This window comes from Streptomyces roseofulvus (genome assembly GCF_039534915.1).
GTDB lineage: Bacteria > Actinomycetota > Actinomycetes > Streptomycetales > Streptomycetaceae > Streptomyces > Streptomyces roseofulvus.
In genome coordinates, this window is record NZ_BAAAWE010000001.1 from 2,651,971 (window position 1) to 2,677,540 (window position 25,570).

General features: G+C 74.5%; 22 protein-coding genes. 12 read left to right on the forward strand and 10 right to left on the reverse strand.

All coding sequences use genetic code 11. The annotated features are described in order from the left end of the window. Positions 1-24: 24 nt before the first annotated feature. Entirely contained in the window at positions 25-291 is a 267-nt protein-coding gene (locus ABFY03_RS12280; RefSeq protein ID WP_319014000.1) for an acyl carrier protein, read from the forward strand. A 78-nt stretch (positions 292-369) separates the two neighbouring features. Continuing rightward, entirely contained in the window at positions 370-1,632 is a 1,263-nt protein-coding gene (gene fabF / locus ABFY03_RS12285; RefSeq protein ID WP_319013999.1) for a beta-ketoacyl-ACP synthase II, read from the forward strand. 348 nt (positions 1,633-1,980) lie between these two features. Here fabF and ABFY03_RS12290 read toward each other — a convergent pair whose 3' ends face one another. Both ABFY03_RS12290 and ABFY03_RS12295 read right to left on the reverse strand, forming a co-directional pair. Further along, the gene (locus ABFY03_RS12290; RefSeq protein WP_346169896.1) at positions 1,981-3,588 is read right to left on the reverse strand and encodes an outer membrane protein assembly factor BamB family protein; all 1,608 of its coding nucleotides are present in this window, start codon (positions 3,586-3,588) and stop codon (positions 1,981-1,983) included. Between the two features lie 70 nt (positions 3,589-3,658). Beyond that, positions 3,659-4,153, reverse strand: a complete 495-nt coding sequence (locus ABFY03_RS12295) for a DUF3145 domain-containing protein (RefSeq protein WP_319013997.1) — start codon at positions 4,151-4,153, stop codon at positions 3,659-3,661. Between the two features lie 266 nt (positions 4,154-4,419). Between ABFY03_RS12295 and ABFY03_RS12300 the strand changes: the two genes are divergently transcribed. Beyond that, a complete protein-coding gene (locus ABFY03_RS12300; RefSeq protein WP_346169897.1) occupies positions 4,420-5,310 on the forward strand; it encodes an SGNH/GDSL hydrolase family protein in 891 nt (296 codons plus the stop codon). 48 nt (positions 5,311-5,358) lie between these two features. Here ABFY03_RS12300 and ABFY03_RS12305 read toward each other — a convergent pair whose 3' ends face one another. Next, complete coding sequence (locus ABFY03_RS12305; RefSeq protein WP_346169898.1) at positions 5,359-7,824, reverse strand: beta-glucosidase family protein; 2,466 nt, start codon at positions 7,822-7,824, stop codon at positions 5,359-5,361. 114 nt (positions 7,825-7,938) lie between these two features. Here ABFY03_RS12305 and ABFY03_RS12310 point away from each other — a divergent pair, with 114 nt between their 5' ends. Continuing rightward, on the forward strand, positions 7,939-8,511 hold the full coding sequence (locus ABFY03_RS12310) for a TetR/AcrR family transcriptional regulator (protein ID WP_319013994.1): 573 nt from the start codon (positions 7,939-7,941) through the stop codon (positions 8,509-8,511). A 217-nt stretch (positions 8,512-8,728) separates the two neighbouring features. Here the strand turns inward: ABFY03_RS12310 and ABFY03_RS12315 are convergent, their stop codons facing one another. Continuing rightward, positions 8,729-9,538: an NAD(P)-dependent oxidoreductase gene (locus ABFY03_RS12315; RefSeq protein WP_346169899.1), complete on the reverse strand. Its 810-nt coding sequence runs from the start codon at positions 9,536-9,538 to the stop codon at positions 8,729-8,731. Positions 9,539-9,596: 58 nt separating this feature from the next. Between ABFY03_RS12315 and ABFY03_RS12320 the strand changes: the two genes are divergently transcribed. Both ABFY03_RS12320 and ABFY03_RS12325 read left to right on the forward strand, forming a co-directional pair. Further along, entirely contained in the window at positions 9,597-10,598 is a 1,002-nt protein-coding gene (locus tag ABFY03_RS12320; protein ID WP_346169900.1) for a LysR family transcriptional regulator, read from the forward strand. After that, complete coding sequence (locus ABFY03_RS12325) at positions 10,586-11,311, forward strand: carbon-nitrogen hydrolase family protein (RefSeq protein ID WP_346169901.1); 726 nt, start codon at positions 10,586-10,588, stop codon at positions 11,309-11,311. Before ABFY03_RS12320 ends, ABFY03_RS12325 begins: the two co-directional genes overlap by 13 nt. A gap of 241 nt (positions 11,312-11,552) precedes the next feature. Here the strand turns inward: ABFY03_RS12325 and ABFY03_RS12330 are convergent, their stop codons facing one another. Beyond that, positions 11,553-13,742 carry a M4 family metallopeptidase gene (locus tag ABFY03_RS12330; protein WP_346169902.1) on the reverse strand — a complete coding sequence of 730 codons (2,190 nt, stop codon included), beginning with the start codon at positions 13,740-13,742 and terminating at the stop codon, positions 11,553-11,555. A 136-nt stretch (positions 13,743-13,878) separates the two neighbouring features. On the opposite strand from ABFY03_RS12330, the gene ABFY03_RS12335 reads away from it, so the two are divergent. Further along, complete coding sequence (locus ABFY03_RS12335; RefSeq protein ID WP_346169903.1) at positions 13,879-14,844, forward strand: LysR family transcriptional regulator; 966 nt, start codon at positions 13,879-13,881, stop codon at positions 14,842-14,844. A 97-nt stretch (positions 14,845-14,941) separates the two neighbouring features. On the opposite strand, the gene ABFY03_RS12340 is transcribed toward ABFY03_RS12335, so the two are convergent. From ABFY03_RS12340 to ABFY03_RS12355, 4 genes are all read right to left on the reverse strand, one after another. Further along, complete coding sequence (locus ABFY03_RS12340; protein ID WP_346169904.1) at positions 14,942-15,763, reverse strand: pectate lyase; 822 nt, start codon at positions 15,761-15,763, stop codon at positions 14,942-14,944. Then, on the reverse strand, positions 15,760-16,608 hold the full coding sequence (locus ABFY03_RS12345; RefSeq protein WP_319013987.1) for an EI24 domain-containing protein: 849 nt from the start codon (positions 16,606-16,608) through the stop codon (positions 15,760-15,762). Before ABFY03_RS12345 ends, ABFY03_RS12340 begins: the two co-directional genes overlap by 4 nt. 101 nt (positions 16,609-16,709) lie before the next feature. Then, positions 16,710-17,132: an organic hydroperoxide resistance protein gene (locus tag ABFY03_RS12350; protein WP_030495356.1), complete on the reverse strand. Its 423-nt coding sequence runs from the start codon at positions 17,130-17,132 to the stop codon at positions 16,710-16,712. A 63-nt stretch (positions 17,133-17,195) separates the two neighbouring features. Then, on the reverse strand, positions 17,196-18,218 hold the full coding sequence (locus ABFY03_RS12355; protein WP_319013986.1) for an NADP-dependent oxidoreductase: 1,023 nt from the start codon (positions 18,216-18,218) through the stop codon (positions 17,196-17,198). A gap of 91 nt (positions 18,219-18,309) precedes the next feature. On the opposite strand from ABFY03_RS12355, the gene ABFY03_RS12360 reads away from it, so the two are divergent. Further along, positions 18,310-18,744, forward strand: a complete 435-nt coding sequence (locus ABFY03_RS12360) for a MarR family winged helix-turn-helix transcriptional regulator (RefSeq protein ID WP_319013985.1) — start codon at positions 18,310-18,312, stop codon at positions 18,742-18,744. A 16-nt stretch (positions 18,745-18,760) separates the two neighbouring features. On the opposite strand, the gene ABFY03_RS12365 is transcribed toward ABFY03_RS12360, so the two are convergent. Further along, positions 18,761-19,831 carry an SCO2400 family protein gene (locus ABFY03_RS12365; protein ID WP_346169905.1) on the reverse strand — a complete coding sequence of 357 codons (1,071 nt, stop codon included), beginning with the start codon at positions 19,829-19,831 and terminating at the stop codon, positions 18,761-18,763. A gap of 295 nt (positions 19,832-20,126) precedes the next feature. On the opposite strand from ABFY03_RS12365, the gene mreB reads away from it, so the two are divergent. The 4 genes from mreB to ABFY03_RS12385 all read left to right on the forward strand — a co-directional run bounded on the left by mreB (position 20,127) and on the right by ABFY03_RS12385 (position 25,528). After that, positions 20,127-21,242, forward strand: a complete 1,116-nt coding sequence (gene mreB / locus ABFY03_RS12370; protein WP_319013983.1) for a rod shape-determining protein — start codon at positions 20,127-20,129, stop codon at positions 21,240-21,242. A 39-nt stretch (positions 21,243-21,281) separates the two neighbouring features. Then, positions 21,282-22,703 (forward strand): sensor histidine kinase, encoded by a 1,422-nt coding sequence (locus ABFY03_RS12375; RefSeq protein ID WP_346169906.1) that lies wholly within the window; start codon positions 21,282-21,284, stop codon positions 22,701-22,703. A 112-nt stretch (positions 22,704-22,815) separates the two neighbouring features. Beyond that, positions 22,816-24,000 carry an MFS transporter gene (locus ABFY03_RS12380; protein ID WP_346172243.1) on the forward strand — a complete coding sequence of 395 codons (1,185 nt, stop codon included), beginning with the start codon at positions 22,816-22,818 and terminating at the stop codon, positions 23,998-24,000. Between the two features lie 58 nt (positions 24,001-24,058). Continuing rightward, positions 24,059-25,528 (forward strand): acyl-CoA synthetase, encoded by a 1,470-nt coding sequence (locus ABFY03_RS12385; RefSeq protein ID WP_346169907.1) that lies wholly within the window; start codon positions 24,059-24,061, stop codon positions 25,526-25,528. The last annotated feature ends 42 nt before the right edge of the window (positions 25,529-25,570 follow it).

The following is a 25,570-nucleotide window of genomic DNA, read 5'->3' on the forward strand; positions in this document are numbered from 1 at the left end:
AGCAACCACAGAAGGAGCGCCACCATGGCCTTCACCCAGGAAGAGCTCGTCGAAGGTCTCGCGGAGATCGTGAACGAGATCGCCGGCATCCCGGTCGAGGACGTCCAGCTGGAGAAGTCCTTCACCGACGACCTGGACGTCGACTCCCTGTCCATGGTCGAGGTCGTCGTCGCCGCCGAGGAGCGCTTCGACGTCAAGATCCCCGACGAGGACGTCAAGAACCTCAAGACCGTGGGCGACGCCGTCTCCTACATCCAGTCCCACCAGGACGGCGGGATCTCGAAGGGCTGACCCGGCCCCGCTGACCCGGTCCGCCACCCGGCGGTGGCGCCGTCTTTCGACCATCACACACATGGAGAACGAATTCCTGTGAGCTCGACCAATCGCACCGTGGTCGTCACCGGTATCGGCGCAACCACACCGCTGGGTGGCGACTCCGCATCGACCTGGGAAGGTCTTCTTGCGGGACGCTCCGGCGTCAAGCCCCTGGAGGGCGAGCGCTTCGCCGACCTGCCCGTCCAGATCGCCGCGTCCGCCGCGGTGGACCCGGGCGACGTGCTGCCCCGCCCGCTCGCGCGCAAGCTGGACCGCTCGGCGCAGTTCGCGCTGATCGCGGCCCGCGAGGCGTGGGCCGACGCGGGCTACACCGCCCCGGCCGGCGAGGACGAGGCCATCGCGCCCGAGCGGCTCGGTGCCGTCATCGCCTCCGGCATCGGCGGTGTCACCACGCTGCTCGACCAGTACGACGTGCTGAAGGAGAAGGGCGTCCGCCGCGTCTCCCCGCACACCGTTCCCATGCTGATGCCGAACAGCCCCTCCGCCAACGTGGGTCTGGAGGTGAACGCCCGCGCCGGCGTCCACACCCCGGTCTCCGCCTGCGCGTCGGGCGCCGAGGCGATCGGCTACGCCATCGAGATGATCCGCAGCGGCCGTGCCGACGTGGTCGTCGCCGGTGGCACCGAGGCCGCGATCCACCCGCTGCCGATCGCCGCCTTCGCCAACATGATGGCGATGTCCAAGAACAACGACGAGCCGACGAAGGCCTCGCGCCCCTACGACACCGCGCGCGACGGCTTCGTGCTCGGCGAGGGCGCCGGCGTCGTGATCCTGGAGTCCGAGGAGCACGCCAAGGCCCGCGGCGCGAAGATCTACTGCGAGGCGCTCGGCCAGGGCCTGTCGGCCGACAGCCACCACATCGCGCAGCCCGAGCCGTCCGGCCGGGGCATCGCCGCGGCGCTCCGGCACCTGCTGGACACCACGGACCTGAAGCCGTCCGAGGTCGTGCACCTCAACGCGCACGCCACGTCGACCCCGCAGGGCGACGTCGCCGAGATCAAGGCGCTGCGGCAGGTCTTCGGTGACGACCTCGACCACGTCGCGGTCTCCGCGACCAAGTCGATGACCGGTCACCTGCTCGGCGGCGCCGGCGGCATCGAGACCGTCGCGACGGTCCTGGCGCTCCACCACCGCACGGCCCCGCCGACCATCAACGTGGACGACCTGGACCCCGAGGTCGAGGCCGACATCGTCCGCGGCGAGCCCCGCCCCCTCCCCGAGGGCACGATCGCCGCGGTGAACAACTCCTTCGGCTTCGGCGGCCACAACGTGGTCCTGGCCTTCCGGACCGTCTGACGCACGACGCCACGCACGAGGCCCGTCCCGAACCCGGGACGGGCCTCCGCCGCGTCCGCCGGACGGAGTCCGGCACAGCGCCCCGAAGCCCGCGAAGCGTCGCGAGGGGCGCACGAGAAAGGGGCCAACTCCTTCGGCTTCGGCGGCCACAACGTGGTCCTGGCCTTCCGGACCGTCTGACGCACGACGCCACGCACGAGGCCCGTCCCGAACCCGGGACGGGCCTCCGCCACGTCCGCCGGACGAAGTCCGGCACAGCGCCCCGAAGCCCGCGAAGCGTCGCGAGGGGCGCACGGGAAAGGGGCCGCGAAAGGCCCGTTCCCGGTTCCGGGGGCGGGTCTCTTCGTGTCAGCGGAGGGCGAAGAGGGCGGGGGCGGGGGGTGCGGGGGTGCGGTTGAGGACGACGTGGGCGCCGGTGGTCGGGAGGAGGAGGGGGTCGAGCGAGACGACCGCGCGGGGGTCCTTCGTGGCCGTTCCGCCGCGCGGGGCCCCCGTCGTCGCGTCGAGCAGGACGACTCCCGGCCCCCCGGTGAGGACGGCGATCCGGCCGTCGGGGGCCGGGGCCAGCGCCTCGACGGATCCGCCCTCGGGCGCGTGCTCCCAGGCCGGACGGCCGTCGTTGAGGCCGAGGGCGACCACCTTGTGGGGCGCGGACGAGCCCTGCCCGGCGAGCGCGATCAGCCGGTCGCCGACCACGACGGCGCGGCCGCCGCGGCCGGTCTCCGACACCTGGTCGGGGAGGACGAGCGTCCCGGCCGGCCCGTGGCCCGGGATCGTCGCCCGGGGCGTGCCGCGGTCGTCGAAGGCGAGCACCGCGTGGGTGCCGCGCGGGTCGTCCTCGTTCAGGACGACGACCGCTGGCGTCACCGACACCACCGCCGCCGCCACCACCGACTCGACCGGCAGCGCCCTGGTCCAGGACTCCTCGCCGGTACGGGTCTCCAGCGCGACCAGCCGCGCGCCGGCCCCGCACTGCTCCACGAGAAGCACGCGCTCCTCGTCGGCGTCGAGCGCCCGGACCGCGCAGCCCCGGTCCCGCGGCCGCTGCCAGCGCGGCTCGCCCGTCTCCGCGGCGCGGCCCCGCACCACCCGGTCCTCCGCGACGACGACCGTCGCCCCGCCGACCGCGAGGCCGTACGCGGGGATCCCCGCGCCCTCCGCCCGCTGCCGCCACAGCACCTGACCGGTCGAGGTGTGGACCGCGAGGAGGTGCGCGCAGGGCTTCCGGTGCCGCCCGAACGCGACGATCCCGATGTTCCCCACGGCTTCCCGGCCCGTCGCGCACACGGCCTCGCGCCGGGGCGCCGCAACGTTCCACCGGACGGCCCCGTCCCGGACGGCGTAGGCCGAGAGCCCGTCCGACCGGATCTGCACGACGGCCTCTCCGACCCCCCAGGCATCCGGCGCCGTGTCGTACGGGCCACCGGTGGCCGGCACCGTCCAGGCGACGGCCGCGTCACCGGGGGTGGCGGAGGGCGCGGCGGAGGGCGAGGGGGACGCGGAGGCGGAGGGCGTCGTGCCCGGGGCCGGGGCCGCCGGCGCGGTCGTCCCGGTCGTCGGCTTCAGCGCCTCGTACCCCGCGATGCCGAAGGGGCCTCCGGCGACGAGCCCGACCAGGATGAGCCCGAAGACGAGCGGGTCGTACCAGTCCCCCTCCTCCCCCTTGTCTCCCTCGTCCCCGCCGTCCACGCTGCGCACGCCGTCCGTCGGCGCGGGCGCCGGTTCGGCGGCGGACGCCTCCGCCGCCGGCTCCTCGTTCGGCAGCGTCGCCCCGAACGCGCCGAGGAGGAGGGCCGCCAGGAAGAACAGGCCGAGGATCCACGCCACCGTGGCGCCCGTCGGCTCGCCCCGGACCCACGCGTAGAGGAACCCCGCCAGCAGCGCCAGGGCCGCGCCCAGTGCGAGCGCTCCCAGCGCGGCGGCGACCGCCCCGGCCGTCCTGCGCAGACCCCTCATGCCGTCCCCCCGACCCTCGCGCCCTCTGCGCGCCTAGGGGCGGGAAGCTAGCGGGCCCGGGTGAACGGGCTCAGACGACCTGGTGAAGCCAGCGCACCGGGGCGCCCTCGCCGGCGTACCGGAAGGGCTCCAGTTCGTCGTCCCAGGGCTTGCCGAGGAGCTTGGCGATCTCCGCCTCCAGCACCGTCTCGCCCTGCGCCGCGCGGGCGAGGGCGGCGCGCAGGCGGTCCTCGGGGACGAGGATGTCGCCGTGCATGCCGGTGACGGCGTGGAAGATGCCCAGGTCGGGGGTGGCGCTGTAGCGCTCGCCCTCGGCGGTCGGACAGGGCTCGGCGGTCACCTCGAAGCGGAGCATCTGCCAGCCGCGCAGGGCGGAGGCGAGCTGGGAGGCCGTGCCGGTCGCGCCCTGCCAGGAGAACTCGGCTCTCCAGGTGCCGGGCGCCGCCGGCTGGCGGATCCAGTCCAGCTGGACCCGTGCACCGAGGACACCCGCCACCGCCCATTCGACGTGCGGGCAGAGCGCGCGCGGTGCGGAGTGTACGTACAGGACTCCACGTGTCGTCACCGGGACCTCCAGTGTGGGACGAGGTTCGCCTTCCCAGCGGCCTCAGTAAACAGCATCAGGTGAAGAACTCCGCAAACCTTCTGAAAAGGGACAGCATGTGACGTGATGTAATTTACCGGAGCCGGTCGGCGCGGGCGCGCCGCTGGTTCGACGGGGGAAAAGCTACCGTGCCGCACCGTCATCAGGGTGACGTACGGTCGGTCAGGGGGCGGGTGGACACGAAGCTTTCACTCGCCAGGAGGCCAGTCGTACGAAGGAGGGGGCCGGTGCCGCACGGCCGACGCCGATTCCGTACCGCCGTCGTGGGCGCCGCGCTCGCGGTGGCCGCGCTCGCGGGGTGCACCGGCGGCCCGGAGCCCGCTCCCGCCGCCTCCGTCCCCGCCCGCACCGCCGCCCCCTCCCCGACGCCCACGTCGCGGTGGGACGCCTCCCCCGCGTCGGTCGCCGCCGTCGGCGACTCCCTCACCCGCGCCTTCGACGCCTGCTCGCTCCTCGCGGACTGCCCGGAGGCGTCCTGGGCGACCGGCACCGACCCGGCGGTGAACAGCCTCGCGGTGCGGCTGCTCGGCGCCGGGCGGGTGGCCGGGAACAGCTGGAACCTGGCCCGCAGCGGGGCCCGGATGGCGGCCCTGCCGGAGCAGATGGCGCGGGCGGCGGCCGAACGGCCCGAGCTGGTCACGGTGATGATCGGCGCCAACGACGCCTGCCGGCCGACCCCGGCGGGGATGACGCCGGTGGCCGACTTCCGCCGGTCGTTCGAGGCGGCGATGGCCCGGCTGCGGAGGGGCGCCCCCGAGGCGCAGGTGTACGTGGCGAGCGTGCCGGACCTGCGGCGGCTGTGGGACACCGGCCGGGCGAGCCCGCTGGTGCGGCGGGTCTGGGAGCTGGGGGTCTGCGGCTCGATGCTGGCGGACCCGGAGGACCTGGGGGCGGCGGCCGAGGCGCGGCGCACGGCGGTGCGCGACCGGGTGGTGGCGTACAACCGGGTCCTCGCCGAGGTGTGCGCGGCGGACGAGCTCTGCCGGTACGACGGCGGGGCGGTGTTCGGTTTCCGCTTCGACGAGTCGCTGCTGAGCACCTGGGACTGGTTCCATCCGAGCCGCACCGGTCAGGCGCGGCTCGCGGAGCTGGCGTACCGGAGGATCACGGCGAAGTAGCCCCGGGGCGGCGGGCGTCAGGTCCGCCGCCCCGGGGCGGTCCCGGGCCTACACCTCGACCGTGGCGGTGAGGCGGGTGTCGGCCAGTGAGTGGGCGGCGTGCAGCGCGTAGCGGCCGGGGACGAGGGTCCAGGCGTTCTTCTCCTCGTCCCAGATCTCGAAGGCGCGGCGCGGGAGCGGGATCGTCGTCTCGACGGTCTCGCCGGGCGCGGCCTCGACGCCGGCGAAGGCGGCGAGCCAGCGGGCCGGGCGCTCCACGGTGTCGTGGAGCGGGGCGAGGTAGAGCTGGACGGTCTCGCGGCCGGGGCGGTCGCCGGTGTTGGTGAGGCGGACGGTGACGCTCTCGGGGCCGGCGATGACGGAGTCGTACGACCAGGTGGTGTAGCCGAGGCCGTGGCCGAAGGGGTACGCGGGGACGGCGCCGGCCTTGTCCCAGGCGCGGTAGCCGATGAACAGGCCCTCGGCGTAGGCGAGGACGCCGTCGGTGGGGGTGACCTCGGTGACGGGCGCGTCGGCGAGGGCGACGGGCCAGGTGGTGGGGAGGCGGCCGCCGGGCTCCTCGGCGCCGGTGAGGACGTCGGCGAGGGCGGCGCCGCCCTCCTGGCCGGGGAACCAGCTGAGCAGGACGGCGGCGACGTCGTCGCGCCACGGGAGTTCGACCGGGGAGCCGGCGTTGACGACGACGACCGTGTTCGGGTTGGCGGCGGCGACGGCGCGGACCAGGTCGTCCTGGCGGCCGGGGAGGGCGAGGTCCTTGCGGTCGAACCCCTCGGACTCGACGCGTTCGGTGGTGGCGACGACCACGACGGCGGTGTCGGCGGCGCGGGCGGCCTCGACGGCTTCGGCGATCAGTTCGTCGGGGTCGCGGCGGGGACCGAGGTGGACGAAGGAGAACATGACGGCCGGGAGCGGGGCGGCGAACTCCTTGGCGAGGGTGTGCCGGAGGGAGACCTCGACGGTCTCGCCCGCGGTGAGTTCGACGGTGCCGCGCTCGACGGGGGAGCCGAAGAAGGCTTCGAAGGGGTCGGTCTCGGGGCCCATCTCCTGGACGCCGTCGAAGAGTTCGCGGTCGGCGACGGTGAGGGTGAAGGCGCCGAGGCCGCGGGTGCCGAAGGCGTGGGCGCCGGTCTCGCGGGGCGTGAAGCTGCCGGTGACCTCGATGGAGGCGAGGGCGTCGTGGGTGACGCCGGCCGGCAGGTCGTCGCCGATCCACTGGACCTGGCCGTTCGGGAGGGTGCCCTCGCCGAGGACGTTCCCGGCGGCGTCGCGGCAGACCGCGTGGAGGGTGAAGCCCTGGTCGGCGGGGGCGAGTTCGTCGCTGGGGTCGGCGCCGATCACGTACGAGACGCTGCCCTCGGGAAGGGCGGCGGTGAGGCCGTCGAGCGGCGAGACGACGTGCTCGGGGAAGACCTGCGCGGAGCCGCCGCCGAGGACGCGGGCGTCGCGCGCGGCGGCGCCGGAGAGGGCGACGGTGCCGGGCTTCAGGGGGAGCGCGCCGTTCTCGTTGCGGACGAGGACGAAGCCGCGGCGGGCGATCTCGCGGGCGAGGGCGTCGCCGTCGATCGGGGCGGGGGGCTCGGTGACGGCGGCGGGGGCGCCTTCGAGGGCGCCGACGCGGGCGGCGAGCCGCAGCACGTTGCGTACGGCGGTGTCGACGTCCGCCTCCGCGGCCTCGCCGGAGCGGACGGCGGCGGCGAGCGCCTCGCCGTAGACGGTGCCGGGGCCGGGCATGGCGACGTCGAGGCCGCCGGTGATGTCGCCGACGGTGGAGCGGGCGGCCATCCAGTCGGAGACGTTGGAGCCGTCGAAGCCCCACTCGCCGCGCAGGACCTCGTTGACGAGGTAGCGGTGCTCGGTCATCGTCACGCCGTTGACCTGGTTGTAGGCGGTCATGATGCCCCAGGGGTGGGCGTTGGTGACGATCGCCTCGAAGGGGGCGAGGTAGAGCTCGCGGAGCGGGCGCGGGGCGATCCGGTTGTCGACGGTGAAGCGGTCGGTCTCGGCGTCGTTGCCGACGAAGTGCTTGACGGTGGTGCCGACGCCGCCGTCCTGGACGCCCTGGACGTAGCCGGTGCCGATCGCGCCGGTGAGGTACGGGTCCTCGCTGTACGCCTCGAAGTGGCGGCCGCCGAGCGGGGTGCGGTGCAGGTTGACGGTGGGGGCGAGGAGGACGTGGACGCCCTTGCGGCGGGCCTCCTGGGCGAGGAGCCGGCCGGCCCGGCGGGCGAGCGCGGGGTCCCAGGTGGCGGCGAGCGCGGTCGGCGACGGCAGCGCCACGGACGGGTCGTCGGCGGTCCAGCGGACGCCGCGGACGCCGATGGGGCCGTCGGACATCACGAGCGAGCCGAGGCCGATCTCCGGCAGGGCGGGCAGGGACCACATGTCCCGGCCGGCGAGCAGCCGGGTCTTGGCGTCCAGGTCGAGCTGGGCGAGCGCGGCCTCGACGGCTGCCTCGCGCACGGCGTCGTCGTTCACGTCCGTACCTCCGCGTTGAAGTGCTGGTGCGGCCATCATGAACCCACCTACCTGTAGATCGGTAGGCGATGTGATGATTCCGTTATCTTCGTGCGGTGGGGACGCCATGGCGTACGGTCCCTGTCGACAGGACCTGCGGAAAGGGGCCCGGCGATGGCACGGACCAGGAGCGAGGAGCGCCGCGCGGAGATCCTGCGCGCCGCCCTGGAGGTGATCGCGGAGCGCGGCTACCGGGGCGCCACGCTCGGCTCCGTCGCCGAGCGCGTCGGCCTGACCCAGCAGGGCCTGCTGCACTACTTCCCCACCAAGGAGGCCCTGCTCGTCGCCGTCCTGGAGGAGCGCGACCGCTGGGACACCAGCGGCGGCCGGGACCGCGAGGGCTGGCGGCTCGATCTGCTGGACTCGCTGGTGGAGTACAACGCGATGCGGCCGGGGATCGTGCAGACCTTCTCCGCGCTGCTCGGCGAGAGCGTCACCGACGGGCATCCGGCGCGGGAGTTCTTCACCGAGCGGTACGCGCACGTGCGGGCCAGCATGGCGGACGTGCTGCGGCTGGAGTTCGGCGAGCGGCTGCCGGGCGGGCTCACCCCCGAGCGGGCGGCGCCGCTGCTGACCGCGGTGATGGACGGCCTCCAGTACCAGTGGCTCCTGGACCCGGCCGCCGTCGACATGCCGAGCGCCTTCCGGGACTTCCTGCGGCTGCTCGCGGGGCCCGCCGAGCACTGAGCCGGGTCGTCCGGGACGGGTGCGGGGCCGACGGGATTCGAACCCGCGCGAGCTCACCGCCAGGTCCGGCGGCCACTCCCTGCTGCCCAGGCTCCGGGGACCTCCTCGGCCCGGTAGGCGATCGCCCACTCTGCCACGGCCCCGCACCCTGCGACCCCGCGCGCGGGGCCGCTGCCCGCAGCCTAAGTCCCGGCGTCCGCACGGCGCTCGGGGTTTTTCAGCGGGGCGGGATCGCCACCGCCGCCAGGTCCTCCGCGCGCAGCGCCGGGTCGGCGACCAGCAGCTCGTGGACGGCTTCGAGGAGCGGCAGCTTCGTCACCCCGGCGGCGAGCGCCACGTCCTTGGCGGCGAGCGCCACCGGGAAGTACGAGCCGGTGGCGGTGGCCCGGCCGACGGCCCCGCCGATCGGGCCCGCGCCCAGGGTGCGCAGGGCGAGCTCGCGGGGCAGGCCGAGCGCCTCGGCGAGCCGCAGGCTCTCGGCGACCAGCGCCACTCCCCCGATGGCCGCGTTGATGAGGACCAGCTTGAGCGCGGCGCCGTCGCCGGGACCGCCGCAGGCGGTGACCGAGCCGAGCCGGGCGAGGACGTCCGCGACCGGGGCGGTGTCGCCGCCCGCGAGGATCAGCAGCTCGCCCGAGGCGGCCCGGTCGACGCTGCCCATGACGGGCGCGTCGATCAGGGTCACGCCCGCCGGGAGCCGGGCGGCGAGCGCGCGGGTGGCGTCGGGGCCGATGGTCGAGGTGTCGATCCAGTGGGTGCCCGGGCGCAGGGCCGGGAGCAGCTCGGCGGCGACGGCGTCGGCGGCGGCCGGGTCGGCCAGCATGGTGAGGACGACCTCGGCCTCGCGGACCGCGTCGGCGGGGCTCGCGGCGAGGACGGCGCCGGCCTCGACCAGCGGCGCGGCCTTGGCGGCGGTGCGGTTCCAGACGGTGAGCGGGTGGCCGGCGTCGAGGAGGCGGCGGGCCATGGGCAGTCCCATGGAGCCCAGACCGAGGAAGGCGATCGGCTGCGGGGTGGTGGTGTCCATGCCGTCGACGCTAGGACCGGCGCAGCCATGCGACAAGCGAATGTCTAGCATGGCAGCCATGCAGGACACGCATGGCTCGCCCCACGGTTCGGGGGCGCACGGTTCGGAGGCGCACGGTTCGGAGGCGCACGGTTCGGCGGCCGGTTCGGTGGCGCACGGATTGCCGCACGGGTTGTACGACGCCTTCCTCGCCGTCGCCCGGTCCGGGTCCTTCACCGCCGCCGCCCGCGCCCTCGGCTACACCCAGTCCGCCGTCTCGCGCCAGGTCCGGTCCCTGGAGGAGGAGTGGGCTGCGGAGCTGTTCGAGCGGCTGCCGCGCGGGGTGCGGCTCACCGAGGCGGGGCGGGCGCTGCTGCCGCACGCCGAGGCGGTGCGGGACCGGCTGGCGGCGGCCCGTGCCGAACTGACCGCGCTGCGCACCCTGGAGGGCGGGCTGCTGCGGCTCGGCTCCTTCTCCAGCGCCACCGCCGCCCTCGTACCGCGGGCGCAGGCGGCCTTCCGGGAGCGGCACCCGGGGGTGGTGGTGACCCGGGTGGAGGGGCCGTCGGTGAAGCACCTGGCGCTGGTCGCGGCCGGGGAGGAGGACCTGGCGGTGGTGAGCCCGGCCGTCGACGCGCCCCCGCCGACCGGGGTGACGCTCCATCACCTCCTGGACGAGCCGTTGCTGGTGGCGCTGGAGCGGGGTCACCGGTACGCCGGGCGGCGGGACGTGCGGCTGGCGGAGCTGTCCGGGGAGGAGTGGATCGTCGGGAACGAACGCCTGGAGGACACCCTCCTCCGGCCCGCCCTGGCCGCCGGACTGCGGCCCCGGACGGGGCTGCTCGCGCACGACTGGATCGCCAAGCTGGGCGCGGTGGCCGCCGGTCTCGGCGTCACGCTCGTCCCGGCGCTCGCGGCGTCGTCGGTGCGCCCGGACGTCGCGCTCGTCACGATCCATCCGGACGACGTGCCGTACCGGCGGATCTGCGCGGCCTCGCCGGGGGCGCCGACAGCGGCGGCGACGGCCTTCCTGGAGCGGCTGCGGGCCACCGCGGAGGAGCTGCGAGCATGGACCCCATGATGCTCGCCGCCGCCCAGTTCGCCCCGCTCGCCGGGGACATCGAGGCCAACGTCCGTACGATCGCCGGTCTGGTCCGGGAGGCCGGGGCCGCCGGCGCCCGGGTGGTCGTCTTCGCGGAGCTGTCGCTCACGGGGTACGACACCGCCCTGATCCGCGAGGACCCCGCCCTGGTCCTGACCGAGGACGACCCGCGCCTCGAACCGGTGCGCGAGGCGTGCCGGACGGCGGGGGCGGCCGCGGTGGTCAACGGGCCGGTGCGGAGCGGAGGTTCGCGCCCCGGGCTGACCACGCTGGTGATCGGTCCGGACGGCTCGCTGCTCACCCGCTACGACAAGCGGCACCTCTTCCACGGGCCCGAGCAGGCCACCTTCACGGCGGGCACGGCCGACGGGCGGTTCGAGCTCGACGGGCTCCGGTTCGCGCTCGCCACCTGCTACGACAACCGGTTCGCGGAGCTGGCCGAGCGGGCCGCCGCCGACGGCTGCCGGGTCTACCTGGCGAGTTCGATGCTGGAGACCGGGAACGACTCCTTCGAGACCGTCTACCCGGTGCGGGCCCGGGAGTTCGGCCTGTACGTGGCGCTCGGCAACGCGCTGGGGCCGAGCGAGGTCGGCGAGGGCGGCGGCATGGCCGGGATCTGGGGGCCGGACGGCGGCCGGCTCGCCGACGCGGGGCCGGAGAAGCCGGGGTTCGTGCTCGCCGAGGTGGGCTGAGCCGGACGAGGGGCCGGGGCGCTCCTCCGGCTGCGGCCGCACCGCGGGTCGCAGCGGCCGTCGGCCGAGACGCGCGGAGAGCCCGGCGCCGTATCGGCCGAGACGCGCGGAGGGCCGGGCCGCCGTGGGACTGCGGTGGCCCGGCCCGGGAGGGCGGTACGACGGAACCCCCGGTCCGCCGTACGGTCCTCCGTCCCCGGGGCGGGATGTCAGGTCCCCGCCCCGGGGCGCTCGTCGCCCGTTACGGAGCGCTCAGGCCCAGCGTGTAGGCGCCGGAGCCGCTGTAGGCGTGCACGACGTAGCGGTAGTAGCCCGCGGTGCCGTAGTAGCTGGTGTCCTCGTCGGCGCCGGCGGTGCCGCCGACGGCCACGTCCGCCCAGCCCGAGCCGTTCCACTTCTGCAGGTAGAGGTCGAAGTCGGTGCCGGCCGGGCCGCGCAGGCAGCCGACGTGGGTGCCGGCGCTCGCCGCGTAGTAGTACGAGCCGTCCGGCTGGGCGGCCGCCTGGCCGGAGGCCAGCGTGCCCCGGTAGGTGTGCTCGGCGCCGTCGCAGCCGGTCGGCGGCGTCGTGGAGCCGACCGTCAGCTGGTAGGTGACGGTGTGGGTGGCGGAGCCCGTGCCGGTGACGGTGATCGGGTAGGTGCCGTTCGGGGTGCCGGCGCCGACCTTGACGGTCATCGTGCTGGAGCCGCCGGAGGTCACCGAGGAGGGGCTGAAGGAGACCGTGACCCCGCTGGGGGCGCCGCTCGCCGAGAGCTGGACGGTCTGCGCGGAGCCGCCGGTGGTGGTGGTGTTCACGGTCGAGGTGACCTGGGTGTCCGGCTGGGCCGAGCCCGAGGACGGGTTCAGGGAGAGCGAGAAGTCGGGGGTCGAGGTGCCGCCGCAGTCGGTCTCGCCGGACTGGGCGGGCACGCCGATCGCGTTCCAGGCCGCCTTCACCGCGTTGCACTCGGTGGCGCCGTAGGTGTTCTTGGCAGTGGTGAGGGTGGCGCGGCGGGCCGCGGGGTGGTTCCAGGAGGACGTCTTCATCAGCAGCGCGCCCATGAAGATCTTGCCGGCCTTCTGGATGCCGATGCCGGTGACGGAGGACGGACCGCCGGAACATATGGGGCTGTTCGGCTTGCCGCCGCCCGGGTTGGAGCCCTCGGCGAGCAGGTAGAACCAGTGGTTCTGCGGGCCGGCCGCGGCGTGCACCTCGGTGCCGGAGGTCAGCTGGGTGTAGCAGTTGGGGTCGTTGTTGATGAGGGACGGGTGGTACATGTTACGGATCGGCTGGTTGTTGCCGGTGAAGTTGAGCTCCTCGCCGACCGTGTAGTCCGGGGTGTCGTTCGGGTTGTTCGCGTAGTGCTCGGTGAGCGCGCCGAAGATGTCGCCGGTGGACTCGTTCATGCCGCCGTTCTCGTTGGACGAGCCGGCCGAGCCCGGGGTGCGGTCGAAGATCTCGTGGCCGTACTCGTGGGCCACGACGTCGATGCCGGTGAGCTGGTTGGTGCCGTTCTGGTTGCGCCCGTAGGTGGTCTTCGTGCCGTCGTAGTAGGCGTTGACCTGGGTGAGTCCGGCGCGGGCCGGGACCATGCCGCCCTGGCCGTTGATGCCGTTGTAGCCGAACCACTCCTTGAGCATGTCGGACTCGCGCTGGGCGGCGTACATGATGTCGACGCAGGCGGTCACGAGGTCGTTGGCGCCGCCGTTGCCCCACGGGGAGGAGCCGGTGTACGCGCTGCCGTTCTGGCCGCCGCACTTGAAGGCGCCGCGGCTGGTGTCGGTCATGGAGGTCGCGGCGGTGTCGATGGTGACGTTGCCGTTGTGGTAGCCGCGGCCCTCGGCGTGCCGGACCTTGTCGGTGGCCTGCGCGACCGTGCCGGTGCGGGCGTCGACGTAGGTGTCGAGCGAGCTGGGCAGGCCCTTGGCGGTGGTGCCGACGACCAGGGTGTGCCAGGCGAGGACGGGCTTGCCGGCCTTGAGGAGCACGGTCAGTTCGGGGGCGCTCGCGCTCTCCACGGCGGTCAGCTGTCCGCGGGCGGTGGCGAGGGCGGCCTCGGCGGTCACCCTGGCGCTGGTCGACAGCTTCAGGGCGGGGGCGGCGGCGCCGGTGACGTCGCGGACCTTGCCGGTGGAGTCGGAGAGGACGACGGCGTCGCCGCCGCCGTGGACCGGGAGACCTTTGTACGTCCGCTGGTAGGCGGTGTAGTAGAGGCCGTTCGCCCACGGGGTGACGGCGGTCCTGACGAGGTCCTCGTCGGCGCCGTGCCGCAGCTCGTCGAGGCCGCTGGCGGCGGCGGTGTCCGCGGCGGCGAGCGCCAGGGACCTGCCGTGGCCCGGCGGGACCGGCTGCGCCTGGGGAGCGGCGGAGGCGGTCCCGGCGAGGACGGTGGCGAGGCTCGCCGAGAGGGCCAGGGCGGCCACGGCCGCCGTGAGTCTGGTGGGGTGCAACGTCGTGCTCCGTTCAGGGTGGGGGAGACGGATCGTCGCGCCGAGTATGGGCGTGAGCATGGCGAGTCAGGTACATCTCACCGGGCATAAGACGCGGGTTATGGTGCGCCCGCGCGGCGCTGCGTACGCTGCTGAAATGCAGCTGGAGTTGAGGCATCTCGAAGCCGTCTGCCGGATTGCGGAGGCGGGAAGTCTGGGCCGCGCGGCGCTCCGGCTCGGCATCTCGCAGCCGGCGCTCTCGGCCCAGTTGCGCCGGATCGAGCGGGTCGCGGGCGGGGAGCTGTTCCTGCGCGGGCGGCACGGCGTGGAGCCCACCCCGCTCGGCGAGTTCGTGCTCTCCAAGGCCCGGCTGGTGCTCGGCGAGATGGACGCGATCGCGGCCGGGGCGCGGGCCGTCGCCCCCGACACCCCGCTGCGGCTCGGCTGCATCCTGCTGGTCCTGGTCGACACGCTGCTCGGGCGGCTCGAACAGGTGCTGGCCGGGCGGGAGATCGCGGTCTCGGTGGAGCACTCGGCGACCACCCTGACCCGGCAGCTCGGCGCGGGCCGCTACGACGCGGTGCTGTACGGGGAGGTCAACGACCACGAGGTGCCGCTGCCGGAGGGGACGACGGCCCGGACGCTGATCCCCAGGGAGCCGTTCTGCGTCCGGCTCTCGGCGGAGCACCCGCTGGCCGAGAAGGAGCGGATCGCGCTGGCCGAGCTGGCGGGCGAGTCCTGGATGACGCTGGTGGAGGACGACGACGGCGGCCCGGAGGCGCTGGTCGCGGCCTGCGAGCGGGCCGGCTTCACCCCGTCGCTGCGGCACCGGGTCGCCGACCGGAAGATCCACTACGGCCTGATCGCCTCCGGCCGGGCGATCTCGCTGAGCCAGCCGACCGCCCCGGCCGCCGAGGGCACCGTGCTCCGCCCCCTGGAGGGCGACCCGGTGACCGGGCGCATCCGCCTCGCCTGGAACCGCTCGACGGTCGCCGCCCGGCACGCGGAACTCCTGTACCGGGCGGCGGCCGAGGCGTACCTGGCGAACGTCGCCAACAACCCCTTCCACCAGGAGTGGTGGTCCGCCCGCCCGGAACTCCACCCGATCCTGACACCCGAATGACCCCCGCCCCGACCCGGGACCGGTGCCGCGCGTGGCGGCCGTGGCACCGACCGTGCCGCACCGGGTCGGGACGGCCCGTGAACGGGAAGGCCGGGGGTCAGTCGTAGGTGAGGTCGGAAGCGGTGTAGCGGCAGGCGGTGGCGTCGGGGCCGGTGCCGAGCCGGGTGGGCTCCTTGCCGGTGTCGTTGCCGGTGAAGCGGGTGCAGGGCTTGATCTTCTTCTTGGTGTCGCCGTGCACGCGGACGTTCCGGAGCGACGCGGTGTCGCCGTAGTTGGCGTTGACGCCGACGATCGACGTGCCGGGGGCGGTGACGTCGACGTCGTTGACGATGATCGTGCGCTTGTACTGCTTCCTGCAGTTGCCGCAGGAGCGGACCAGCTTGCCGAAGTCGGAGACCTGGAACCTGGTCACCACGAGCTTGCCGGCGCCGTTGAACTGGAAGACCTTGTCGGAGGCGCCCCGCGCCCCGCCGCCGTACACCGCGTAGACGGCGTTGGCGGAGGTGCCCTTGAAGGTGGCGGCGTCCTCGCCGACGTCCTCCCACCAGACGTTCTGGAGGGTGCAGCTGCCGAGGCAGTGGACGCCGTCGGCGGCGGGGGTGCCGAGGACGACGTTCTTGAGGGTGGCGCCGTCCTCGATGACGAACAGCGGCCGCTGGCTCTCGTCCTGGCCGTCGGAGCCGAGGGCCCCGGTGCCGGAGAAGCGCTTCAGCTTGCCGTCGTAGGTGCCGGAGACCTCGATGGTCGCGGCGACCGGCTTGTCGCCCTTGGCGGCCGGCCAGGCGGGGACGGCGGCGGGGGCCGCGCCCGCCTGGGCGAGCAGGCTGGTGGTGACGAGGGCCGCGCCGGTGATGCCGACCGCGGCCAGACCGCCGGCGAGCGCCCTGCGGCGGCCCGTCCTGCGCTTGTGTGACGTCATGAGTGGTCTTTCCTGAGGGGGATGCGGTACACCCCCTGGTCGCCGCCCGGGGAGGAAAGGTTGCCGCCTTCCTGATCGTTCTCCTCGGCGTCCTCGGCCCGGTCGCCCTGCTCGCCGCGCAGGTCGCGGACCATCAGCGTGGCGCCGGCCACCGCGCCGGGCATCAGGAAGACCGCCACGAAGGGGACGAGGAAGGCGAGGGTGAGCGGGACGCCGAAGCCGAGGGCGACGCCGCGCCGGCCGCGCAGCAGCGTCAGGCGCTCCCTGAGCTCGACGCCCCGGCGCTGGAGGGCGACCGCGGTCAGTTCCTCGGCGAGGAAGAAGCCGGAGACGCAGAAGCCGAGGGCGGGCACGACGGTCTGGCCGACGACCGGGATGAAGCCGCAGGCGAAGAGCAGCACGCCGTAGAGGGCGACCCGGAGCACCACCCGCAGGCTGTCGCGGGCCGAGATCCACAGCTCGCGCCAGAGCGGGTGGCCGGACTCGGGGACGTCGCCGCCCTCGCTGCGGTCGACGTCCTCGGAGAGCGACTCGTAGAAGGGCTGGCCGATGAGGAGGGTGACGGCGGTGAAGGTGATGACGGCGAGGAAGAGGCCGAAGACGAAGACGAGCGCCGTCAGCGCGTTGCGGAAGAGGCCGAGCCACGGGGAGGACCAGTCGTCGGCGAACGGCGTCGCCCAGGCCACCAGGTCGTCCGCGCCGAACCCGAGGCCGACCAGGGCCCCGGCGTAGAGGACGAGGGTGACGAGCCCCGGCAGCAGTCCGAAGCCGAACTGCCGGCCGTGCCGTGCCACCCACTTCTGGCCCTGGACCAGATAACCGAAACCCACCCCGAAATCGCGCATGCGCGCAGCCTAACGGCGCCGGTCACGCGTGCGGGCCGCACCCCGGTCGGTCGGGGTGCGGCCCGCTACGTGCGGTGTGTCCGGCCGGATCGGGATCCGGATCAGACGGCGAGCTCGACCGTGATGTTGCCGCGGGTCGCCTTGGAGTACGGGCAGACCTGGTGGGCCTTCTCGATCAGGCTCTTGGCGGTCTCGGCGTCCACGTTCGGAAGGGAGGCCGAGATCTTGACGATGAGGCCGAAGCCGTCGTCGTTCTTGCCGATGCCGACCTCGGCGGTGACCGTCGAGCCGGAGATGTCCGCGTTCTCGTTCCGCGCGACGACGCCGAGGGCGCCCTGGAAGCAGGCGCTGTAGCCGGCCGCGAAGAGCTGCTCGGGGTTGGTGCCCTCGCCGGAGCCGCCCATGGCCTTGGGCGGGTTGACGACGACGTCGAGCTTGCCGTCGTCGGTGGCGACACGGCCGTCACGGCCGTTCTCCGCGGTGGCGACGGCGGTGTAGAGAACGTCGGAGTGCTGGATGGACATGCTGGTTCCGCTTTCTTCTCCCCGCCGCGACTCGCGCCCACGATCGCGGCGGCTGAGGGCAGACTACCGGTCCAGCGAGACGATCATCTTTCCGGTGTTGTCGCCGCGGAGCATGCCGAGGAAGGCGTCCACGCCGTTCTCGATCCCGGTGGCGAAGGTCTCGCGGTACTTCAGCTCGCCGGCGCGCAGCCGGCCGCCGACCTCCTCGACGAACTGCTGCTGGAGGCCGTAGTGGTCGCCGACCAGGACGCCCTGGAGGCGGAGCCGCTTGCCGATGATCATCGCCATGTTGCGCGGGCCGGGGACCGGCTCCGTGTCGTTGTACTGCGCGATCATGCCGCAGATGGCGGCGCGGCCGTGCACGTTGAGCGAGGAGATCGCGGCCTCCAGGTGCTCGCCGCCCACGTTGTCGAAGTAGACGTCGATGCCGTCCGGGGCGGCCTCGCGCAGCTGGTCCCGGACGGAGCGCCCGCTCTTGTAGTTGAAGGCGGCGTCGAAGCCGAGCTCCTCGACCAGCCACTTCACCTTCTCGTCGGAGCCGGCCGAGCCGATGACCCGGGAGGCGCCGTTGAGCTTGGCGAGCTGGCCGACCTGGCTGCCGACCGCGCCGGCCGCGCCGGAGACGAAGACGGCGTCGCCCGCCTTGAAGGAGGCGGTCTCGAAGAGGCCCGCGTAGGCGGTCAGGCCGGTCATGCCGAGCACGCCGAGGTACGTGGAGAGCGGGGCGAGCTCCGGGTCCACCTTGGTGGCGTGCTCGGCCGGGACGCCGGCGTACTCACGCCAGCCGAGGCCGTGCAGGACGTGGTCGCCCTCGGCGAAGCCCGCCGCGTTCGACGCCACGACCACGCCCACCGCGCCGCCGTCCATCGGGTGGTCCAGCTTGAACGGCGGGATGTAGGACTTCACGTCGTTCATCCGGCCGCGCATGTACGGGTCGACCGAGAAGTGGAGGTTCCGGACCAGGATCCGGCCCTCGGCGGGGGCCTCGACCGGGACCTCGCGCAGGGCGAAGTCGGCGGGGACGGGCCAGCCGTGCGGGCGGGCGACGAGGTGCCATTCACGGCTGGTGGCGGGCAGAGCGGTCATGGGGGGGACCTCCAGAAAAAAGCTTCACCTGATGAAACAACCATGCGCCTTGATATTTCATGTTGTCAAGCATCGGAGTAGGATGGGGCCCATGCCCACCTCACACACCGACCCCGTGACCCTCGAAGTCGTCGAGCTGATCGGCACGGTCGTGGCGCGCTACCACCAGGAGTACGAGGAGGCGGCCGCCGCCCACTCCCTCACCGGCGCGCAGGCCCGCGTCCTCGGGCTGCTCACCCTGGAGCCCACACCGATGCGGAAGATCGCCGAGAAGCTCAAGTGCGAGCCGTCCAACGTCACGGGGATCATCGACCGCCTGGAGTCCCGGGGCCTGGTCGAGCGGCGCCCCGACCCGGCCGACCGCCGGGTCAAGCTGGCCGCCCCCACGGACGAGGGCCGGGACACCGCCCGCCGGCTGCGCGAGTCCCTGCACTTCGCGCGCGAGCCGCTCGGCGAGCTGACCGTCGTGGAGCGCACCCTGCTGCGGGACCTGCTGCGCCGGATGCTCGGCGAGGACCCGGCCTGACGGCTTCCGCGACTCCCTAGACGCACCACCACAGGAACGGGGTGCAGGTCTCGGAGGGTTCCGGGGCCGGGGTCGTCGCGGGCGGCGTCGTGGCGCTCGCGGACGGGGAGGGGGTCGCGTCGCCCGAGGCGGGGGCGGTGGGCGAGCCCGAGGCGCTCGGCGTCGCACCCGACCCGTCGCCCTGCGGCTCCGGGGTGACCTCCGGCGCGGACGGCGCCGGGGAGGAGGGCGCGGCGGAGGTGGCGGCCGGACCCGCGGTCGCGCCGCCCGTACCCGTACCGGAGCCCGCACCCACTCCCGTACCGGATCCCTCGCCGGAGCCCGGCGCGGGCGTGACGCCCGTGCCGGACCCGCCGCCGGAGCCCGTGCTGATCCGGCGCGGGCGCCCGGTCGGCGTGGCCGGGCCCGCGGTGCTCTCGGCCGCCCGGTCGCCGCCCTCGCCGTCCCCGTCCGCGCGCTCGCCCGGATCACGGGTCGGCAGCGCGGGCGCCGGCGGGGTCTCGGTGACCTCCAGCTCCTCCACGGACAGCGCGGGCCCCGTGTCGTCCGGCTCCTCCAGCGCCGCCTTCGCCAGGCCCAGCGACCCCGCCGCGAGCACCAGCCCCAGCGTGCTCACCGCGACCGTCCGGCCCCGGCCGAACCTCCCCCGCTTCCGGCGCCGCGCCCCGGACCGGCCCGCCGCGCGCCCCTCGCTCCTCGGCGGCACCACCACGTCCAGCTCGTAGACGTGCTCGGGCGCGAGCGGCGCGCCGACGCCCGCGCCGGCTTCCGCGCCTGCTTCCGGCCCGACCTCCGGCCCGGTGTCCGGCCCGGGCTCCGGCGCGTACTCCGGCGCGTACTCCGGAACGACGGCGTGCCCGTACGGCTCGGCCTCGTACGCCGGGGCGACATGAGGCTGCCGCGGGTACGGCTCGGGTGCGTACGGCCGACCGGTCGGATACGGCTCGGGCGCCTCGACGCCCTCGTGAGGCGCGGAGTGAGGCAGGGCGTGGGGGGTGTCGTACCGCAGCCGCTCGACAGAGGTCCCGCACCCGGCACAGGCGAGGGCCCCGTTGAGATACCGCCGGCACGCGTGGCAGTAGTCCATGGGGCTCGCACGCTAGGACGAGCGGCCCGACCCCGGGGAGTCGAGGGTGTGAGGATCCTGTGAGGAAACCGCAGGTGAAGCCCGTGGCGCCGCGATTCTCCCGGTTCGCCACCCCTTCCCCCACGCCGCTCCGGAACCCCTCCCCCCGCCGGCCCGGCCGCCGTACCGCCGCCCCGCCCCCGGCCCCGGGCGGCGCAGCCCAGCGCGCGCGGCGGGCCCTGCGGTCGCACGATGCGAACAGGACACCGCCCGCGACACCTCGCCCGTGTCAGCACCGCACCCCGGAGGATCCGCCGTGACCGTCAGCCTCGATCAGCTGCGCCGTTGCCATGTCGCCGTCGACCTGGGCGCCGCCCGCACCCGGGTCTTCGTCAAGGGGGCCGGGCTCGTCGTCGACGAGCCGAGCGTCGCCGCCGTCAACACCCGTACCGGAGCGCTGATCGCGGTCGGCGCGCTCGCCGAGAAGATGACCGGCCGCACCCCGGACTACATCCGGGTCGTGCGCCCGGTCTCCGGCGGCACGGTCGTCGACATCGAGATGGCGCAGCGGATGCTCCGTCACCTCCTCGGCGAGAAGCTGCGCCGCCAGCTCCGCCGCAAGCCCCGGCTGCGCGCCGCCGCCTGCACCCCGCACGACAGCGACCCGCTCGCCCAGCGGGCGGCCGTGGAGACCCTGGTGGGGCTCGGGGCGCGCCGGGTCGAGCTGGTCGACACGCTGATCGCGGCGGCCGTCGGCTGCGGTCTGCCGGTGGAGCAGCCCACCGCGACCATGATCATGGTGTGCGGGGCGGCGACGACCCAGGTGGCGGTGCTCTCGCTCGGCGCGATCGTGACGGCCGAGCGGATCCCGGTCGGCGGTGACGCCATCGACCACGCGATCATCCAGCACCTGCGCCACCACCACGAGCTGATGCTGCCGAGCCAGTCGGTGCGCCCGCTCCAGCTCGCGCTGAGCGGCAACGGCCTGACGCCGCACGGCCCGGCGTCCACCGAGATCCACGGCCGGGACGTGGCCACCGGGCTGGCCCGCTCGGTGACCGTCGACACGGCGGCCGTGCGGGAGGCGATCCACACCCCGCTGACGGCGGTGCTCGACGGCATCGGGAAGGTGCTGCGGGACTGCCCGCCGGACCTGGTGGCCGACCTCGCCGACCGCGGGATCATGATGGTCGGCGGCAGCGCGCTGCTGCCGGGTCTGGACCAGATGCTGCGGGACGCCACCGGCATGCCGGTGCACATCGCCGAACGGCCGGACGTGTGCGCCGTGCTGGGTCTCGGCGCGATGCTGGAGGGCAAGGTCCAGCCGATGGTCCTCGACCCGCTGGGCGACCACCGCGGCCTGGCCGACGACGACGGCCGGGACCGTGGCCGGGACCGGGACCGCGCCTTCGCGGACGATCTGACGGAGTGACCAATCCCGACATCGCCCGATTCGTATGCCGATGAGACCATGGTGATCATGGACGAGGACGTGGAGCGGGAGCAGGCCCGCCTGCCCATGCTGCTCGAAGCCGTCCTCGGCGTCGGCACGGACCTCGAACTCCGCGCCACCCTCCAGCACCTGGTGGACTCGGCGACGGAGCTGGTCGGGGCCCACCAGGGGGCGCTGCGGGTCGTGGACCCCGAGCGCCCCCGGCTCACCGGGCTGTTCACCACCGGGATGACCGACGAGGAGCGGGCCCGCGCGGGACGGCTCCCCGGCGGGCCGTCCGGGGAGCTCGGCGTGCCGATCCGGGTGTACGACCAGGTCTTCGGCCATCTCCACCTCTCCGGGAAGCCGGGCGGCTTCACCGAGGAGGACCTGGCCCTGCTGCGGGTCCTCGCCGCCCAGGCAGGCATCGCGATCGGCAACGCCCGGCTCTACGAGACGGCCCGGCAGCGCGAGCGGTGGATCGAGGGCGCGGCGGCCGTTACGACGGCGCTGCTCACCGGCGAGTCCGCCGAGGACGCCCTGATGACCGTCGCCGAGCAGGCCCGGATCCTCGCCGGGGCGGCCGCCGGGGTGATCCTCCAGCCCACCCCCGAGGGCGGGATGGAGATCGTCACGGCCTCCACCTCGGAGGACCCCGGCGATCTGGTCGGCACCACGATCCGGCCCGGCTCCGCGGTGCTCGTGCAGCTCCTGGGCGGGGAGCCGGTGTTCGTCGAGGACTCGTCGACCGACCCGCGCATGACGACGCCGGTCCGGTCGCGGTTCGGGCCGTCGATGATGCTGCCGCTGCGCAGCGGCGGGAAGCTGATCGGCACCCTGGCCCTCCCCCGGCGCCGGGGCGACGAGCCGTACTCGGCGGTGGACCGGCTGCTCGCCTCGCAGTTCGCCTCGCAGGCGGCGCTGGCGCTGGTCCTGGCGGACGCGCAGCACGACCGGGAGCGGCTCGCGGTCTTCGAGGACCGCGACCGGATCGCCCGTGACCTGCACGACCTCGTCGTCCAGCGGCTGTTCGCCACCGAGATGATGCTGGAGTCGACCCGCCGCCGCGCCGGCGAGGGGTCCGAGGAGGACGAGCTGCTCGGGAGGGCGGTGGACGAGCTGGACTCGACGATCCAGGAGGTGCGGACGACGATCTTCGCCCTCCAGCAGCCGCCGGCGGAGGCCCCGACGACCTTCCGGGGGCGGGTGCTGCGCGAGACCGGCGGGGCGGGGGTGCTGCTGGGCTTCCAGCCGTCGGTGCGGTTCACCGGCGCGGTGGACACGCTGGTGGACGAGCCGGAGGCGGGCAAGCTGCTGGCCGCGCTGCGCGGGGCGCTCGCGGCGGCGCACCGGCGGCCGGGGGTCGGTCGGATCCAGGTGGACGTGGGCGTCGGCGAGGAGGGCGCCTGGCTGCGCGTCGAGGACGACGGCACCCCGCCGACGACGGTGACCTTCCCGTAGCGGTGCCCCGGACGGAGCAGTCCGGCGCGCCGGGCCGCGGCACCGGATCTTGACTGAGGGGGTGAACTCCGACGCCAAGCCCCCGACCGCTGCGGCCTACCGCAACCTGGTGATGGCCACCATCGGCTTCACGCTCACCTTCTGGGCGTGGGACCTGATCGCCCCCCTCGGCAGCTGGTACGGCGAGCGCCTGGGCCTCAGCTCGTTCCAGCAGTCCTTCCTCGTCGCCGTGCCGGTGCTCGTCGGCTCGCTGGGCCGCATCCCGGCCGGCGCGCTGACCGACAAGTACGGCGCGAAGCTGATGTTCCCCCTGGTCTCCGCGCTGACGATCATCCCGGTGCTGCTGCTGATCGTGGTGAAGGACTCGTACGGCCTGATGATCGTGGTCGGTTTCCTCCTGGGGCTCGGCGGCACGACCTTCGCGATCGGCATCCCGCTGGTCAACTCCTGGTTCCCGCCGGAGAAGCGGGGTCTGGCGCTCGGCGTCTTCGGCATGGGCATGGGCGGTGTGGCGCTCTCCGGCTACTTCACGCCGCGGATCGCGAAGCACGGCGAGAACCTGCCGTTCGTCGTGGTGGCGATCGCGCTCGCCGTCTACGCGGTGCTCGCCGCCGTCCTCATCACGGACCGGCCCGACCGGCCCGTGCCGACGGCCTCGCTGGCGAGCCGGCTGGGCTCGGCCGGCCGGCTGCGGGTGACGTGGGAGCTGTCGGCGCTGTACGCGATCGGTTTCGGCGGCATCGTGGCCTTCGGCGTGTACCTGCCGACGTACCTGAAGACCTGGTACGAGCTGGACCCGACCGACGCGGGCACCAAGGCGGCCGGGTTCGCGCTGGTCACGGTGGTCTTCCGGCCGATCGGCGGCTGGCTCTCGGACCGCGTGCACCCGGCGGTCGTCACCGCGTGGGCGCTCGGCGTCGTCGCCCTCTTCGCGATCGTCCAGGCGTTCGACCCGAAGCTGAACCCGGGCGGCACGATCGCCCTGCTGGTGATGGCGGCCGGTCTGGGCACCGCGAGCGGCTCGGTCTTCGCGCTGGTCTCGCAGGTCACCCCGCAGGCCAAGGTGGGCTCGGTGACCGGCATCGTCGGCGCGATGGGCGGCCTCGGCGGCTTCGTCCCGCCGCTGGTCATGGGCGCGATCTACAGCGCCAAGGACTCGTACTCGATCGGCTTCATGCTCCTGTCCGACCTGGCGCTCGCCGGCTGTGTGTACGCGTACGGGCGGATGCGCGGGCTGCGGCCGGACGGCGAGGCGGCGGACGCCGGAGCGGCGAAGGTGACCGCCGGCGGCCGCTGACGCCCCGGCAGAATGCTCCCGGCAGCACCCCTCGCCCCCGACCCGAGGAGTACGACCGGTGAACGCGCCGCTCTCCCGCCCGTCCGTCCCGCCGCTGTTCCCGGCCCTCGCCGCGCCGACCGCCCGGCCCGCCCTGCGCTGCGGCCCGGACGCGCTCTCGTACGAGGAGCTGGCCCGGGCCGCCGGTGCGCTCGCCGCCCGGCTCGCCGGGGCCCGGCGGGTCGCCGTGTGGGCCGTGCCGACCGCGCGGACGGCGGTGGCCACGGTGACGGCGCTGCTCGCGGGCGTCGCCGCCGTCCCGCTGAACCCGCGCTCCGGGGAGCGGGAGCTGGCGCACATCCTCGGCGACAGCGCGCCGGACCTGGTGCTGGCGGGACCGGACGACGAGCTGCCGGCCGCGCTCGGCGGCCTCCCCCGCGTCGACGTGCCGCTCGACGGGCCGGCCGGACCGCCGCTGTCGCGGGACGTCGATCCCGAGGCGACCGCCCTGGTCGTCTACACCTCCGGCACCACCGGCCCCCCGAAGGGCGTGCTGCTCTCCCGCCGGGCGGTCGCCGCCTCGCTCGACGCGCTCGCGGAGGCGTGGTCCTGGACGGCGGACGACGTCCTGGTGCACGGGCTGCCGCTGTTCCACGTCCACGGTCTCGTCCTCGGGATCCTGGGGCCGCTGCGGCGCGGCGGCGAGGTCCGGCACCTGGGCGCCTTCTCGGCCGAGGGCGTCGCCCGCGAACTGGCCGGCGGCGGCACGATGCTGTTCGGCGTCCCCACCATGTACCACCGGCTCGCCGACGCCCTGCCCGACGACCCGGCGCTGGTCGAGGCCCTGTCCGGAGCGCGGCTGCTGGTGTCGGGGTCGGCGGCGCTGCCGGTCCACGACCACGAGCGGATCGCGGCGGCGACGGGCCGGACGGTGGTGGAGCGGTACGGCATGAGCGAGACGCTGATGAACACCAGCGTGCTGCCGGGCGGCCCGCCGCGGCCCGGGACGGTGGGGCTGCCGCTGCCGGGCGTGGCGGTGCGGCTGGTGGAGGAGGACGGCACGGTGCTCGCCGGGTCCGACGGGGAGACCGTCGGCGAGGTGCAGGTGCGCGGCCCGAACCTCTTCTCCGGCTATCTGAACCGCCCGGACGCGACCGCGGCGGCGTACGACGGCGACTGGTTCCGCACCGGCGACATGGCCGTCCGGGAGTCCGACGGGACGATCCGGCTGGTGGGCCGCAAGGCCACCGACCTGATCAAGAGCGGCGGCTACAAGATCGGCGCGGGCGAGATCGAGAACGCGCTGCTCGACCACCCGGAGGTGCGGGAGGCCGCCGTCACCGGGGAGCCCGACCCGGATCTGGGCGAGCGGATCGTGGCCTGGGTGGTGCCGGCCGACCCGGCCCGGCCGCCGGCGGACGCGGAGCTGGCGGACCACGTGGCCCGGCTGCTCGCCCCGCACAAGCGGCCCAGGACGGTCCGGCTGCTCGACGCCCTCCCCCGCAACGACCTGGGCAAGGTGCTGAAGAAGCGGCTGCCGCGGGGGTAGGCCCTGTCGTCGAACTCCCGCCTGCCCCGCGACGCCGTGCGG